At 67.1% G+C, this 17,751-nt stretch carries 3 protein-coding genes; all 3 read left to right on the top strand.

Features of this window, described 5'->3' with window-relative positions:
* The first annotated feature begins 9 nt into the window (after positions 1 to 9).
* The 3 genes from ABQE93_RS01460 to ABQE93_RS01450 are packed head-to-tail and all read left to right on the top strand — an operon-like array spanning position 10 to position 17,749.
* Positions 10 to 4,572, top strand: a complete 4,563-nt coding sequence (locus tag ABQE93_RS01460) for a non-ribosomal peptide synthetase (RefSeq protein ID WP_448405488.1) — start codon at positions 10 to 12, stop codon at positions 4,570 to 4,572.
* A complete protein-coding gene (locus tag ABQE93_RS01455; RefSeq protein WP_448405487.1) occupies positions 4,559 to 17,029 on the top strand; it encodes a non-ribosomal peptide synthetase in 12,471 nt (4,156 codons plus the stop codon). Before ABQE93_RS01460 ends, ABQE93_RS01455 begins: the two co-directional genes overlap by 14 nt.
* Positions 17,030 to 17,074: 45 nt before the next feature.
* Positions 17,075 to 17,749 (top strand): methyltransferase family protein, encoded by a 675-nt coding sequence (locus tag ABQE93_RS01450; protein ID WP_448405486.1) that lies wholly within the window; start codon positions 17,075 to 17,077, stop codon positions 17,747 to 17,749.
* Positions 17,750 to 17,751: the final 2 nt, after the last annotated feature.

Genomic DNA, 17,751 nt, shown 5'->3' with positions numbered 1-17,751 from the left:
GGGAATCGAATGGAACTCGATCGCAGCGCGCTGCCTCTGACACGCGCACAGTTGGACATCTGGCTTGCCGAGGAGACCGGCCACTCCAATACGGACTGGCAACTAGGAGTGCTCGCGCGTTTCGACGGTGCCATCGAGCGTGACTTGCTTGGCAGGGCAATTCGTCACGTGATGCGCGAGGCCGAACCGGCCAGGGCCACGATCTTCGAAGCGGACGGACAGGTCTTCCAACGGGTGGTCGACGACCCGCAGATCGATGTGGCCTTCTACGACCTCAGCGACGCGTCCCATCCGGTGCAGGAAGCCCGCCGGATGGCGTTGCAGATACAGCGCACGCCGATGCCGCCGGAAGGACCGCTGTTCAAGTTCGCGCTCTTCCAAACCTGGGAAGACGAGTTCTACCTGTTCGGTTGCTTCCATCACATCGTCATCGACGGAACCGGGATCACGCTGTTCGCGCACCGAATTGCGACGGTCTACGACGCGTTGGTCGCAGGAACCACCGTTCCGCCCGCCTTCTTCGGTTCGTTGCAGAACCTGATCGACTACGAGTCGGATTACGAATCGTCACCGGAGTATCTGGAAGACCAGGCTTACTGGTCACAAAACCTGCCATCACCGAACGGATCCGACATTCCCTGCCCGGAAAGCGGCGGTGCGGCCGACCCGGATCGGCCTGTGGCGCCGGTCCGTTTGGATCCGGCGCTCATCCGCCGAGTTCAAGAGCTGTCGCAGGAGCAGAATGTGCCCCGGTCATCGGTGCTCACCGCGGCATGCGCGCTTCTGGTGCGCGGGTGGTGCGCTGACGGTTCAGAGGTCGTGCTCGACTTTCCGGTCAGCAGACGAGTGCGGCCTGAGTCGAAGACGGTTCCCGGGATGGTCTCGGGCGTGGTGCCGTTGGTGTTGAGGGTTTCGCCGGAATCTACCGCCGCCCAATTCTGTGAGTATGTGGACGTTCGGATCCGGGAAGCGTTACAGCATCAGCGGTTCCCGGTGTATGCCCTGGAACGCAAATCGCGGTCGCGTGGCGAGGGCCAACCTGGCCACCGGGTGAGTGTCAACTTCATGCCCTCGGCATTGACCCTTGACTTCGCTGGTGTGGAAGCATCGGCGTCCTTCACCAACCCCGGCCAGGTCGGCGATTTCGGTTTGATCTTCTCCGGCGCCGGGGACCAACTCTTCTTCAGCACATCGGGCACCGGTGGGCCGTTCTCGAGGTTTGACCTCGCCGAACTTGCCAAACGGCTGGAGCAGGTGTTGGCGGCGATGGTTGCCGACGCGAGCCGGCAGTTGTCGTCGGTGGATGTGCGCGGTGAGGCTGAGCGGGCTCGGTTGGATGAGGTGGGCAACCGCGCTGCGCTTGCCGACCCGGTCTCGGCCGGGGTGTCGATTCCGGCATTGTTCGCTGTGCAAGCCGCGCGCGGTCCCGAGGCCGTTGCGGTTCGTTGCGGTGAGCGGTCGTGGACGTATCGCGAACTTGACGAGGCGTCGAATCGGTTGGCGCACTTGTTGGCGACCCGTGGCGTGGGGCGCGGAGACCGCGTGGGCGTGTTGCTGCCGCGGTGCGCCGAAGCTGTGGTGGCGACCCTCGCCGTGGTGAAGGCCGGTGCGGCGTATGTGCCGATCGACCCGTCGGTGCCCGCGGCCCGGATCGCGTTCGTGCTCGGCGATGCTGCGCCGGTCGCGGTGATCACGACCGCAGTGCTGGCCGACCGCGTTGAGGGAGACGGTATTTCGGTGATCGATATCGCCGATCCGGGCGTCGGGGATCAGCCGGTGACGGCGTTGCCTGAGCCCGACGCCGATCAGGTCGCCTACGTCATCTACACCTCGGGGACCACGGGCACCCCTAAGGGGGTGGCGGTTCCGCATCGCAATGTGGCGCGGTTGTTGGACACGCTGGATACCCGGATGGGGTTGGCGGGTCAGGTGTGGACGCAGTGCCATTCGTTGGCGTTCGACTATTCGGTGTGGGAGATCTGGGGTCCGTTGCTTTACGGGGGCCGGGTGGTGGTGGTGCCTGATGCGGTGGTGCGATCGCCTCAGGACCTGCTGACGCTGTTGGTCGACGAACAGGTCACGGTCCTCAGCCAGACGCCGTCGGCCTTTTATGCGTTGCAGGCCGCTGATGAGCTGCAGCCCGAGCTGGGCCGCCAGCTCAAGCTCGAGGCGGTGGTCTTTGGCGGGGAAGCCCTTGAACCGCAACGTCTTGCCGGTTGGTATGCGGCTCATGCGGACGGGCCGCGGTTGATCAACATGTACGGCATCACCGAGACCACGGTGCACGCCTCGTTCCGCGAGATCACCGCCGCCGATGTCGACGGTGGGGTCAGCCCGATCGGGGTGCCGCTGGGCCATCTCGGCTTCTTTGTGCTCGATTCCTGGTTGCAACCGGTGCCGGTCGGAGTCGCCGGTGAGTTGTATGTGGCCGGTGCCGGGCTGGCCTATGGGTATGTGGGCCGAGCGGGGTTGAGCGCGTCGCGGTTTGTGGCGTGTCCGTTCGGGGCCCCCGGTGAGCGGATGTATCGCACCGGTGATGTGGTGGCCTGGGGCGATGACGGGCAGTTGCGCTATCTGGGCCGTGCCGATGAGCAGGTCAAGATCCGCGGGTATCGCATCGAACTCGGTGAGGTGCAGGCGGCGTTGGCCGCGGTGGAGGGAGTGGGCCAGGCCGAAGTCATCGCACGCGAGGACCGCCCCGGCGATAAGCGGCTGGTCGGTTACATCACCGGCAGCGCCGATCCCGCGGCGGTGCGCGCGGTGTTGGCGACGCGGTTGCCCGATTACATGGTGCCCTCGGCGGTGGTGGCCGTGGCGGCAATGCCGTTGACGGTCAACGGCAAACTCGACAAACGCGCTCTGCCCGCACCGGAATACCAGAACCTCGATTCCTACCGTGCGCCAGCGGATGCCGTCGAACAGATCCTTGCCGACATCTATGCCCAGGTGCTGGGGCTGGACCGGGTCGGGGTCGACGAATCATTCTTCGAACTCGGCGGGGACTCGATCTTGTCGATGCAAGTGGTCGCGCGCGCCCGCGCGGCCGGCGTGATCTGCCGACCCCGCGACGTCTTCGTCGAACAAACCGTGGCCCGACTCGCCCGCATCGCCACCATCGCAGACGTCGACGCCGAATTGGACGACGGCGTCGGGCCGGTGATCGCCACCCCGATCATCCGTTGGCTGGAGAGCCAAAAGGCCGCGGGCAGCCCGGTCGAACACTTCAACCAGACCGTGGTCGTCCAAGCGCCCGACGGCACCACCGAGGCCGACGTGCTGGTGATGCTGCAGGCGCTGCTGGATCGTCACGCGATGCTGCGGCTGCGCGTCGATGACGACGGTGCCGGTGGCTGGTCGCTGACGGTGCCCGAACCCGGCGCCGTCGACGCCGCGCACTGCCTGCACACCGTCGACACGCTCACCGACGAAGCCGTGGTGCGTGCGGGAATGCGGTTGAACCCGGCCGCCGGGCAGATGGTCAGCGCACTATGGGTCACGTCCACCCGACGGCTACTGGCCATCGTGCACCACCTGGCCATCGACGGCGTCTCCTGGCGCATCCTACTCGACGACCTCAACCTGGCCTGGGCTCAGCACCGCACCGACCAACCCGTCGTGCTGCCCGAGCCCGGAACCTCATTCGCGCGGTGGGCCGCGCTGCTGGCCGAGCATGCCCGCGACCCCAAAGTCGTTGAGAAGGCCGCCACTTGGCGACAGATCGCGGCAACACCCGCCGCGTTGCCGCAGGCGTGCCCCGATGCGGACAAGCTGAACACCGCGGGCAACCTGGCGGTGAACCTCGATGTCGAGACCACCCAGATGCTGCTCGGCGAGGTGCCCGCGGCGTTTCACACCGGGATCAACGAAATCCTGTTGATCGCCTTCGGTTTGGCACTTGGCGAGTTCCTTGGTGTCTCCGGCGCCGTCTGTGTCGACGTCGAGGGCCACGGCCGCGACGAAGACCTCGCCGCCGACATCGACCTGTCCCGCACCGTGGGCTGGTTCACCGCCAAATACCCCGTCGCGCTCAACGTCGCCGGGCTGGACTGGTCGCAGGTGCGCGCCGGCGATGCCAAACTCGGCGAAATCATCAAAGCCGCCAAAGAACAACTGCACACCCTGCCTGACGGCATCGACTACGGGGTGCTGCGCTACCTCAACACCGACGTCGACCTCGACGGCGCTGACCCGCCGATCGCGTTCAACTACCTTGGCCGCCAGGGTGCGACCAGTGCCGACACCTCCGGCGATGCGTGGCAGATCTGCTGGGACGGTTTGGCCACCGTCAGCCCTAGCGTCAAGCCGCCCGTACCGTTGACGCACACCCTGGTACTCGACGCCGGCACCGTCGACACCGACGCCGGCCCAAGCCTGTTCGCGATATGGACGTGGGCACCCTCGGTTTTGAAATTCGCCCAGGTGAACCGGCTCAGCCAGCTATGGTTCGACGCGCTCACCGGTATCTGCACCCACGTGCGTGGCGGCGGCGGCGGGCTCACCCCGTCCGATATCGTCGCCGGTCTCAGCCAAGCCCAGATCGACGAGCTCCAGCGGCAGTATGCGGATAGCTGATGTTCTGCCGCTGACCCCGCTACAGCAGGGGTTGCTGTTTCACGCCAGCGCTGCGCAGGCTGGCGATGACACGTATGCGGTGCAGCTCGACGTCACGCTGAAGGGCCGGCTGGCTCCCGAACGGCTGCGCGCGGCCGTGCAGACCGTGGCGTCTCGACATCCCAACGTGGCGGCCCGGTTCTCGCAGCAGTTCGCAGAGCCAGTGCAGATCCTGATGGCCGAACCGGTGGTGCCGTGGCAGTACGTGGAACTCGACGGCGACAGCGGCCATGTCGATGAGCAGATCGCGCAGGTGTGCGCTGATGAACGTGCCGCGGTGTGCGACTTGGCGACTCAGCCGCCGTGGCGCGCTTCGCTATTTCGTACCGGAGTAGACCAGTACCGCTTCGTGTTGACCAACCACCACATCGTGCTCGACGGGTGGTCGTTGCCGATTCTGCTGGGGGAGGTATTCGCCAGCTACTACGGGCAGCGGCTGCCCCCGGCTACGCCGTATCGCCGGTTCATCAGCTGGCTGGCCGACCGCGATCTCGACGCCGCCCGCACCGCATGGGCCCACGTGCTCGACGGTTTCGACACCCCCACGCTGGTCAACGTGGGCGGCCAAACAGATTCGGGGCGGCGCGATGTCGCCTCGTTCGTGGTGGCCGAGGACACCACCACCGCGCTCGGGGAACTCGCGCGCTCGTGTCAGACCACGGTCAGCACCGTGCTGCAGGGTGTGTTCGCGCGGGTGCTGATGTCGCTGACCGGTCAGCGCGACGTCGTCTTCGGCACCACGGTCTCGGGGCGCCCGGACGAGGTGTTCGGTGCCGACTCGATGGTGGGCCTGCTGATCAACACGGTGCCGGTCCGGGTGAGTATCACGGCGGCCACCACCACTGCCGAGATGCTTCGAGGCCTGCAGGATGCGCACACCCGGACGCTGGATCACCAACACCTGGCGCTCAGTGAGATCCACCGGATCACCGGCCAGGAGCGGTTGTTCGACACGTTTTTCGTCTACGAGAATTACCCGATTGACGCCGCCAAGCTGTCCGGCGACGACGGGCTGGCCGTCACCGGGTTCGCCCACCACGAGAACAACCATTATCCGCTTGCGGTGCAGGCCCTTCCCGGGCGTGAGCTCGGCCTTCGGATCGAATACCAGACGGGCGTGTTCGACCCGTCCGACATCGCGACGCTGATCGAGCGGTTCAAGCAGGTGCTGGTGGCGATGACCACCGATGCGCACCAACCGCTTTCGGTCATCGACGTCCTGGAGCGCAGCGAGCGGGCGCGGCTGGACCAGTGGAGCAACCAGGCGACGCTGACCCAGCCGGCACCGGCGCCGACATCGATTCCCGGGATGTTCGCCGCGCAGGTGGCGCGTGCACCCGAAGCCACCGCGCTGACCTGGAACGAGCGTTCGTGGACCTACCGCGAACTCGACGAGGCCGCCAACCGTTTCGCGCACCTGCTCGTCGGCCACGGGATAGGACCCGGCCAGCGGGTTGCGCTGCTGCTGCCGCGATCGGCCGACGCGATCGTATCGATCCTGGCGATCCTGAAAACCGGTGCGGCGTATGTGCCCATCGACCCGACAGCGCCGACGGCACGTATGGAGCTCGTCTTGGGCGATGCCGCCCCGACGGCCGCCGTCACCAACCGCGAGCTCGTCGAACGGCTTGCAGGGCAGGGCCTGCACCTCATCGACGTCGACGACGCCGCGATCGACACCCAGCCGAGCACCGCACTGCCCGAGCCCGCGCCCGACTCCATCGCCTATCTGATCTACACCTCAGGCACCACCGGTATCCCCAAAGGGGTTGCCATCACCCATCACAACGTGACACGGCTGATGGAGGCACTGGACGACTGTTTCGAGCTGGCCGGCCAGGTGTGGTCCCAGTGGCATTCGCTGGCCTTCGACGTCTCGGTGTGCGAGATGTGGGGTGCGCTGTTGTACGGCGGCCGCCTGGTCGTGGTCGCAGAGTCGGTGGGGCGCGCCCCGGAAGAATTCCATGCGCTGTTGGCCGAGGAGCAGGTCACCGTCCTGAGCCAGACACCGTCGGCGTTCTACGCGTTGCAGACCGCTGATGCGCTGCAGCCCGAGCTGGGCAGGCAGCTGAAACTTCAGGCGGTGATCTTCGCCGGCGAAGCCCTTGAACCACAGCGTCTTCGGACCTGGCTGCAACACCATCCCGGCACGCCCCGCCTGCTCAACCTGTACGGGACCACCGAGACGACGGTGCACGCCTCCTTCCGTGAGATCGTCGACGGAGACGCCGACAGCGATGTCAGCCCGGTCGGCGGTCCGCTGCCCGGACTTGCCTTCTTCGTGCTGGACCAGTGGTTGCAACCGGCGCCGGTCGGGGTGATCGGCGAGTTGTACGTGGCGGGCGCACAAGCCGGCCTGGGATATTGGCGGCGTGCGGGGCTCAGTGCGTCGCGGTTCGTGGCGTGCCCCTTCGGGCCGCCGGGGCAGCGCATGTATCGCACGGGTGATCTGGTGTGGTGGGGGGCCGACGGGCACCTGCGGTATGTGGGCCGCGCCGACGAGCAGGTCAAGATCCGCGGGTTCCGGATCGAATTGGGTGAAGTCCGTGCGGTGTTGGCTGAGCTCGACGGCGTTGAGCAGGCGGTGGTGATCGCCCGCGAGGACCGCCCCGGGGATAAGCGGTTGGTGGGTTATGTCACCGCGTCCACAGCGCCCCTGGATCCGGTTGGCTTGCGGACCGCGCTGACGCAGCGGCTGCCCGAATACATGGTGCCGGCGGCCATCATGGTGATTGATGCATTGCCGTTGACGGTCAACGGAAAGCTCGACAGGCGCGCACTGCCGGCACCGGAGTTCGGCGACGCCGAGAGGTACCGCGCCCCGACGACCGCGGTCGAGGAGATCCTGGCCGGCATCTACGCCAAGGTGCTCGACATCGACCGGGTCGGCGTCGACGACTCCTTCTTCGAACTCGGTGGGGATTCACTGTCGGCGATGCGCCTGGTCGCCGCGGTCAATACCGGCCTGGACTCCGGCCTTTCGGTGCGCACCCTGTTCGAGGCCCCGTCGATCGCCCAGCTGGCAGCCCGCATCAGCGGAGGCGGCGACCGGCTCGATCCGCTGGTGGCCATGGAACGGCCGCCGGTGATCCCGCTGTCGTTCTCCCAGAACCGGCTGTGGTTCCTCGACCAGTTACAGGGCCCCTCACCGACTTACAACATGGCGGTGGGTCTGCGGATGCTGGGGCAGGTGAATGCCGAGGCGCTGGGTGCCGCGCTGGCCGATGTGGTGGGCCGCCACGAGAGCCTGCGCACGATGTTCCCGGCACCCGACGGCGTACCGCAGCAGGTGGTCGTGCCCGCCGAAGAAGCGGACTTCGGTTGGCGAGTCGTCGACGCCAGCGGCTGGTCGGACGCGGAGCTAAACGACGCCATCGGCGCCGTGGTGCGACACCCGTTCGACCTGGCCTCTGAGATTCCCTTCCAGTCACGGCTTTTCCGCATCAGCGACAAGGAGCACGTGGCTGTGTCGGTGGCCCACCACATCGCCGCCGACGGCCTGTCGATGGCCCCGATGGTGAACGACCTGGGCGTGGCGTATGTCTGCCGCTGCGCGGGACTGGCCCCGGTGTGGGCCGAACTGCCCGTGCAGTACGTCGATTATACGCTGTGGCAGCGCTCGCAGTTCGGCGATCTGTCCGATGAGAACAGCCTGATCGCTGCACAGCTGGCGTACTGGCAGGAAGCGTTGGCCGGAATGCCCGATCGGCTGCAGCTGCCGACCGACCGGCCCTACCCGCCCGTGGCCGATCAACGCGGCGCAAGCGTATCGATGACATGGCCCATCGAACTGCAGCAGCGGATCGCCCAGGTCGCCCGCGAACACAATGCCACCAGCTTCATGCTGGTCCAGGCGGCTCTAGCTGTTCTGCTGGGTAGGCTCAGCGCGAGTTCCGATGTGGCGGTCGGCTTTCCGATCGGTGGACGGCGCGATCCCGCGCTCGACGACCTGGTGGGCTTCTTCGTCAACACGCTGGTGCTGCGGGTCGATGTGGGCGGTGACCCCACCGTCGCCGACCTGCTGGCCCAGGTGCGCGCGCGTAGCCTGGCCGCCTACGAGAATCAGGATGTGCCGTTCGAGGTCGTCGTCGAGCGGCTGAACCCGACCCGATCGCTGACCCACCACCCGCTGGTGCAGGTGATGTTGTCCTGGCGCAACCTGCCCGGCGAGACGAGCGACGAGATCGCCTTGGCCCTAGGCGATCTGCAGATCACCCAGATCCCGGTCAATACGGACACCGCCCGGGTGGATCTGGCGTTCTCACTGAGCGAAAGCTGGACCCGGACCGGTGAGCCCACCGGGATCGGCGTGCATGCCGAATTCCGCACCGACGTGTTCGACGCTGCGAGTATCGAGACGCTGATCGAGCGGTTGCAGCGGGTGCTCGTGGCGATGACCGCCGACCCGGCGCGCCGGCTTTCGTCCCTGGATGTGCTCGACGAGGCCGAGCACGCCCGGCTCGACGAGATGGGTAACCGCGCCCTGCTGAGCCGTCGGGTGCCGACCGCAGATTCGATACCGGAACTGTTCGGCGCGCAGGTCACCCGCGCACCCGACGCGGTCGCGCTTTCTTTCGGTCACCAGTCCATCACCTACCGCGAACTCGACGACGCCGCAAACCGAGTGGCGCGCATGCTGTCCGGGCATGGTGTCGGCCCGGGCACCTGCGCCGCCCTGCTGCTGGGACGTTCGGCGCAAGCCGTCGTCGCCATGCTGGCGGTGCTGAAGACCGGTGCCGCATACCTGGCGATCGACCCGACGCTGCCTGCGGCGCGGATGGAGTTCATGCTGACCGACGCCGCGCCGGTCGCCGTGATCACCACGGCGGACCTGAGACCGCGGCTGGACGGACGCAACGTCACCGTCGTCGACCTGAACGACCCGGCCATCGAAACCCAGCCCAGCACACCGCCGCCGACCCCGGCTCCCGACGATATCGCCTACCTGATCTACACCTCGGGTACCACCGGCAATCCCAAGGGAGTGGCGGTGAGCCACGCCAACCTCGCGCATCTGGCGGAATCAACGCCAATGGACCTGCCGATGGAACAGGTCTGGACACAGTGCCATTCGTACGCATTCGACTTCTCGGTGTGGGAGATTTGGGCCGCCCTGTTAGGGGGCGCGCGACTGGTCGTGGTGCCCGAATCCGTCGTCGCCTCACCGGACGACTTCCACGCCCTGCTGGTCAGGGAACGGGTCAACGTGCTCACCCAGACGCCCTCGGCGGTGGCGGCGCTCTCCCCGCAAGGTCTGGACTCCACGGCGTTGCTGCTCGGCGGTGAGGCCTGCACGGCCGAGGTGGTGGATCAGTGGGCGCCCGGACGGGTGGTCATCAACGCCTACGGCCCCACCGAGGTCACCGTGTACGCGTCGATGAGCGCCCCGCTGGCGGCCGGGACGGGTGCGGCACCGATCGGCGCGCCGCCGTCGACGGTCGCGGTGTTCGTCCTCGACGAGCGACTGCGGCCGGTACCCGTCGGCGTCGTCGGCGAACTGTATGTGGCGGGCCGGGGCGTGAGCGTCGGCTATCTCGGCCGGCCCGGTTTGACCGCGTCGCGGTTTGTGGCGTGCCCGTTCGCCGGGGGTGCCGCGGCCGGTGCGCGCATGTACCGCACCGGAGACCTGGTGCGGTGGCGTAACGACGGACAACTGCAGTATCTCGGGCGCGCGGACGAGCAGGTCAAGATCCGCGGCTACCGCATTGAACCCGACGAAGTCCGCGCCGCGCTGGCCGAATTGGACGGCGTGGAGCAAGCCGTGGTGATCGCGCGCGAGGACAGCCCCGGCGACAAGCGCCTGGTCGGCTATATCACCGGAACAGCCGATGCCGCTAAGACGCGCGTCGCGCTGGCCGAGCGGCTGCCCGCCTACATGGTCCCGGCCGCGGTGGTGGCGTTGGCGGAGCTCCCGCTGACGGTCAACGGCAAGCTGGACCGACGAGCCCTTCCGACACCGGAATACACGGCAGGCGAGTACCGGGCCCCCACGACACCGACTGAGGAGATCGTGGCCGGCATCTACGCCGAAGTGCTCGGGTTGGAGCGGGTCGGCCTGGACGAGTCGTTCTTCGACCTGGGTGGGGATTCGCTGTCGGCGATGCGCCTGGTCGCCGCCGTCAACGCCGCCCTCGACGCCGGCGTCTCGGTGCGGACGGTGTTCGAGGCGCCCACGGTCGCCAAGTTCGCTCCCAGCATCGGTAAGGGGGAGGGACGGCGGCTTGGTCCGTTGGTGGCTGTCGAGCGGCCAGCCGAGGTCCCGCTGTCGTTCGCGCAGAGCCGGCTGTGGTTCATCGAGCAGCTCCAAGGCCCGTCGGCGACCTACAACATCGCGGTCGCGCTGAGCCTGCACGGCCTGCTCGACCCCGACGCGTTGGCGGCGGCGGTGGCCGACGTGGTCGGTAGGCATGAAAGCCTGCGCACCGTGTTCGTCGCGCCCGAGGGGATACCTCGGCAGCAGGTGGTGCAGGCCGACGACGTCGACTTCGGTTGGCACGTGGTCGATGCCGGCGGCTGGTCGGATCATCAGCTCAACGACGCGTTCGACGAGCTGGCACGGGAACCGTTCGACCTCGCCACCGAGATCCCGCTGCGGACCCGGCTTTTCCGCATTGCCGACGACGATCACGTACTGGTGTCCGTGGTACACCACATCGCCGCCGATGGCCTGTCGATCACACCGCTGGTGCGCGACCTGGGTGTCGCCTACACCAGCCGGCGTTTGGGGCAGGATCCCGACTGGGCCGAATTGCCAGTGCAGTACGTCGATTACACGCTGTGGCAGCGAGCCCAGTTCGGAGACGTCGGCGACAGCCAGAGCCCCATCGCCGCCCAGTTGGCCTATTGGATGGATGCGTTGGCCGGCATGCCCGAACACTTGCCGTTGCCGACCGACCGGCCCTACCCGCCGGTGGCGGACTACCGCGGCGCCAGTGTGGCGTTCGACTGGCCGGCTGAACTACAAGCGGGCATCGACCGGTTGGCCCGCGAGCACAACGTCACCAACTTCATGGTGATGCAAGCCGCCCTGGCGTTGCTACTCGGTAAGCTCAGCGCGAGTTCCGATGTGGCGGTCGGCTTTCCGATCGGTGGGCGGCGCGATCCCGCGCTCGACGACCTGGTGGGCTTCTTCGTCAACACGCTGGTGCTGCGGGTCGATGTGGGCGGTGACCCCACCGTCGCCGACCTGCTGGCCCAGGTGCGCGCGCGTAGCCTGGCCGCCTACGAGAATCAGGATGTGCCGTTCGAAGTCGTCGTCGAGCGCCTGAACCCGACCCGATCGCTGACCCACCACCCGCTCGTGCAGGTCATGCTGTCGTGGCGAAAAGTGCAGGAGGACAGCGAATCCTCCGCGCTGACATTGGGTGACGTACAGGTCACCGAGAAGCCGCTGGACACCAGGACCGCCCGCACCGACCTCTCCTTCGGCATGGGCGAGCGGTTCAGCGCGGACGGGACGCCGGACGGAATCACCGGAGAGGTCGAGTTCCGCACCGACGTGTTCGACGCCACCAGCATCGAAGCGCTGATCGAACGCTTCAAGCGGGTGTTGGTCGCGTTGACCACCGATGCACAGCAACCGCTTTCGGCGATCGACGTCCTGGAGCCCAGTGAGTGGGTGCAGCTTGAGCAGTGGAGCAACCAGGCGGTGGTGGATGAGCCCACCCGTTCGGCGGACACGATCGTGGGGCGTTTTGCCGGACAGGTAAAGCGATCACCGGAAGCCGTGGCGCTGACGTGGAATGGGCGTTCGTGGACCTACCGCGAGCTAGACGAGGCCAGCAACCGTTTTGCCCACCTGTTGGTTGCCCGTGGGGTTGGCCGTGGTGATCGAGTGGGCGTGCTGCTACCACGCTCAGCCGACGCGGTCGTGTCGCTTTTGGCGGTCCTCAAAACCGGGTCGGCGTATGTGCCGATCGATCCGTCGGTACCCGCGGCGCGGGTGGGATTTGTGTTGGGTGACGCGGCGCCGGTAGCGGTGATCACCACGGCCGCGTTGGCTGATCGCGTCGACGGCCAAGGGGTGCCGGTGATCGATGTGGCCGACCCCGGGTTGCTCGATCAGCCGGTGACGACGCCGGCCGAACCAGACGCAGATGACGTCGCCTACGTCATCTACACCTCGGGGACCACAGGAACTCCCAAGGGAGTGGCGGTGGCTCATCGCAGTGTGACGCAGTTGTTGGCGACCCTCGACGCCCAGATGGGGTTGGCGGGTCAAGTGTGGTCACAATGTCATTCGTTGGCATTCGACTATTCGGTGTGGGAGATCTGGGGGGCGTTGCTGTTTGGCGGCCAGGTGGTGGTCGCCCCCGATACGGTGGTGCGCTCGCCACAGGAGCTGCACGCGCTGTTGGTCGCCGAGGGCGTGACGGTGTTGAGTCAGACGCCCTCGGCATTCTATGCGTTGCAGGCCGTCGAGGAACTCGACGCCGAAGCTGGTGCGGGGTTGGCGTTGGCAGCGGTGGTGTTCGGCGGGGAAGCCTTAGAGCCCGCACGGCTCAAACCGTGGCTGGCCGCCCATCGCGACGGGCCGCGGTTGATCAATATGTACGGCATCACCGAGACCACGGTGCACGCCTCGTTCCGCGAGATCACCGCCGCCGATGTCGACGGTGGGGTCAGCCCGATCGGGCTTCCGTTGGCCCACTTGGGTTTCTTCGTGCTGGATGGACGGCTGCGGCCGGTGCCGGTGGGCGTGGCTGGTGAGTTGTATGTGGCCGGAGCCGGGTTGGCCTACGGGTATGTCGGCCGGGCGGGGCTGAGTGCGTCTCGGTTTGTGGCGTGTCCGTTCGGCGCAGGCGGACAACGGATGTATCGCACCGGTGACGTGGTCGCCTGGGGTGCCGACGGGCAGTTGCGTTATCTGGGCCGTGCCGACGAACAGGTCAAGATCCGCGGGTATCGCATCGAACTCGGTGAGGTGCAGGCGGCGTTGGCCGCGGTCGACGGGGTGGTGCAGGCCGAGGTGATCGCGCGCGAGGACCGCCCCGGTGATAAGCGGTTGGTCGGCTACATCACCGGCAGCGCCGACCCCACCGGGGTTCGTGCGCAGTTGGCGGCACAACTGCCCGATTACATGGTGCCCGCCGCGGTGGTCGCGGTCGAGGCAATGCCGTTGACGGTCAACGGCAAACTCGACAAACGCGCTCTGCCCGCACCGGAATACCAGAACACCGATACCTACCGCGCACCCGCTGATGCCGTCGAACAGATCCTTGCCGACATCTACGCGCAGGTATTGGGGCTGGACCGGGTCGGGGTCGACGACTCGTTCTTCGAACTCGGCGGGGACTCCATCTTGTCCATGCAAGTGGTCGCCCGCGCCCGCGCCGCCGGAATCCTGTGCCGGCCCCGCGATGTCTTCGTCGAACAAACCGTGGCCCGGCTCGCCCAAACCGCCACCATCGCCGACGATTCGGTTGGCGAACACGATGCGGGCCTGGGCGCTGTGCCGATCACCCCGATCATCGGATGGCTGCGCGACATCGACGGCCCGACCGATGAGTTCAACCAGACCGCGTTGCTCCAGGCGCCGGTGGGTGTGACCGAGGCCGATGTCGTCGCCGTGGTCCAAGCGCTGCTGGATCGCCACGCGATGCTGCGCCTGCGTGTCGAGGACGACGGAGCCGGCGGCTGGTCGCTGACGGTGCCCGAACCCGGCGCCGTCGACGCCGCGCAGTGCCTACACACCGTCGCCACCCTCACCGACGACGCCGTGGTCGAAGCCCGGTCGCGGTTGAACCCGGCCGCCGGGCAGATGGTCAGCGCACTATGGGTCACCTCCACCCGGCAGTTACTGGCCATCGTGCACCACCTGGCCATCGACGGCGTCTCCTGGCGCATCCTGCTCGAAGACCTCAACCTGGCCTGGACCCAACACCGCACCGGCCAACCCGTGTTGCCGGACGCCACGGGCACCTCCTACCAGCGGTGGGCGCAAGTGCTCACCGAGCATGCCCGCGATCGCAAAGTCGTTGAGCAGGCGCAGGTCTGGCGCGACATCGCCGCGGCCCCCGCCCTGTTGCCCGCGGTCCGACCCACCGTCGACACCTACGCCAACGCCGGCGGCTTGTCGGTGGAGCTCGACGTCGAGACGACCCGGATGCTGCTCGGCGAGGTACCCGCGGCGTTTCACACCGGGATCAACGAAATCCTGTTGATCGCCTTCGGTTTGGCGCTCACCGAATTCCTCGGTGTCTCCGGCGCCGTCTGTGTCGACGTCGAGGGCCACGGCCGCGACGAAGACCTCGCCGCCGACATCGACCTGTCCCGCACGATCGGCTGGTTCACCGCCAAATACCCCGTCGCGCTCAACGTCGCCGGGCTGGACTGGACGCAGGTGCGCGCCGGCGATGCCAAACTCGGCGAAATCATCAAAGCCGCCAAAGAACAACTACACACCCTGCCCGACGGGCTGGGCTACGGGGTGCTGCGCTACCTCAACACCGACGTCGACCTCGACGGAGCCGACCCGCCGATCGGGTTCAACTACCTTGGCCGGATGGCCGCAGCGGCTACGCAGGCCGACGGCGATTACTGGGAGATCTGCCACGACGGTTCGGTCACCGGCGCCGCCGCGAGGATCCCGATGCCGTTGATGTACACCCTCGCGCTCAACGCCGGCACCGTCGACACCGACGCCGGTCCACGTCTGCGCGGCGGCTGGACATGGGCGCTTTCCGCGTTGGACCACGCCCAGATCAACCGGCTCAGCGAACTCTGGTTCGACGCGCTCACCGGCATCTGCACCCACGTGCGCGGCGGCGGCGGCGGGCTCACCCCCTCCGACATCGCCCCTGCCCGGTTGGCGCAGCACGAGATCGACGAACTGTGCCGCGCCGGGCAGGTCGCCGACATCTTGCCGCTGACCCCCTTGCAGCAGGGCCTGTTGTTCCACGCCGGGATCGCGCACGGCTGCGGTGACGACGTATATGCGGTGCAACTGGACATCACGCTCAGCGGCCGGCTTGACCGCCATCGCCTCCACGATGCCGTGCAGGCGGTAATCACCCGCCACCCCAACCTGGCGGTCCGGTTCACCCAGCAGTTCGGCGAACCGGTCCAGCTTCTTTCCGCCAGCCCCGAGATACCGTGGCGCTACCTCGATCTGGTGACGGACGGCCACGACATTGACGAACGCATTGCGCAGGTGTCCGACGCCGAACGTGCCGCGGTCTGCGACCTGGCAGGCCAACTGCCGATCCGGGCGGTGCTTTTCCGCACCGCCGCCGACGAGCACCGGTTCGTGCTGACCAACCACCACATCGTGCTCGACGGGTGGTCGTTGCCGATTCTGCTGGGCGAAGTGTTCGCCGGTTACTACGGGCAGCGGCTGCCTCCCGCTACACCGTATCGCCGGTTCATCAGCTGGCTGGCCGATCGCGACCTCGACGCCGCCCGCACCGCGTGGGCCCAGGTGCTCGACGGTTTCGACACCCCCACGCTGGTCGGGCACCCCAACCGGGTGGGACCGGCAAGCCGACGCGTCGCGACGGTTCGTGTTTCGGAGGAAACCACCCGAGCGCTCGGCGAGTTGGCGCGCTCCCGACAGACCACGGTCAGCACCGTGCTGCAGGGCGCATGGGCGCAGTTGCTGATGTCGCTGACCGGTCAACGCGACGTCGCCTTCGGCACCGTCGTCGCCGGAAGGCCGACCGAGGTGACCGGCGCGGACTCGATGGTGGGCCTGTTGATCAACACAGTGCCGGTGCGCGCCGACGTCGGCGCCGCCACCACCACCGCCGACCTCGTCGACCAACTCCACCGCGTGCGCAACCAGACCTTCGAGCACGAACACCTGGGGCTCAACGAGATTCACCGAATCACCGGACAGCCACGGCTGTTCGACACCGTCGTCGTCTACGAGAACTACCCGACCGACCCGGCCCAACTCGTCGGCGCCGACGGGCTGAGCATCACCGCACTCGACAACCGCGACTTCTACCACTATCCGCTGGCCCTGCAGGCCGTGCCCGGCGACGAACTGGACCTGCGGTTCCAATACCGCGCCGACGTGTTCGGCGATGCCGGTATCGCGGCAGTCACCGAACGGTTTACACAGATCTTGACGGACATGGCCACCCAACCGCACCAACCGCTTGCGGACCGCGGCGCGCTCGTCGGCCTCAACCAGGCGGTGGGACAACCTAAGTCGGCCCATACCGATGAGAATGGGCGCGGCCCGGCCACCCCCGTCGAACAGCGCCTGGCGGACCTCTATGCCCGGGTGCTCAACCGCGAGGACATCGGCGCCGACGAGTCGTTCTTCGACCTGGGCGGGGATTCACTGACAGCGATGCGGCTCGTATCCGCGGTCAATGCCGCCTTCGAGCGTGCTGTGTCGCTGCCCACCCTGTTGGAGGCGCCCAGCGTCAGCGGCTTGAGCCGGTACCTGAACTCCGACCCGACGGAATAGCCGAACATGCGGCTGCCGTCAGCACTTTTCGAATAAGGAGGATCGGTGAAAGCCGTTCTCAGACTGTTGATCTCGGGGCTGGCCCAGCCTGTGGTGCTGGCGGTGATCGTGTTCGCGGTCGCGGGCACGGTCGACTACTGGCAGGCGTGGCTTCTGGTGGCGGTGTTCCTGGTATCGGTGTGGACGTCGAACCTCTACCTGCTGCGAGTCCATCCCGCGGCGCTGCAACGGCGGATGCGCGGGGGACCGGGCGCCGAGACCCGGGCGGTGCAGAAGGCCGTCATGGCCGGGTTGTGGCTGTCGCTGCTGATGATGCTGGTGATCAGTGGCCTCGACCACCGCTTCGGTTGGACCCATGTGCCCCCGGCGATCTCGCTGGTCGGCAATATCGCGGTGGCGGTCGGCCTGATGGCGCCGATGCTGGTGGTCATTCAGAACAACTACGCCGGCTCGACCGTCCAGGTGGAGGCAGGACAGCGGCTGGCGTCCACCGGCCTGTATGGGCTGGTGCGACACCCCATGTACACCGGCAACGTGATCATGATGGTCGGCATCCCGCTCGCGCTCGGTTCCTACTGGGCGCTGATCCTTGTCGTTCCAGGCTTCATCGTGCTGGCCATGCGCATCCGCGACGAGGAGAACCTGCTGCGCGAGGAACTCGACGGGTACCTCGAGTACATGCAGAAGGTGCGCTACCGCATGGTGCCGGGGATGTGGTGACG

It is taken from the genome of Mycolicibacterium sp. XJ662, from assembly GCF_053484035.1.
Note: the sequence above shows the minus strand (reverse complement) of the source record. Positions and strands in the feature narration are given on the sequence as shown.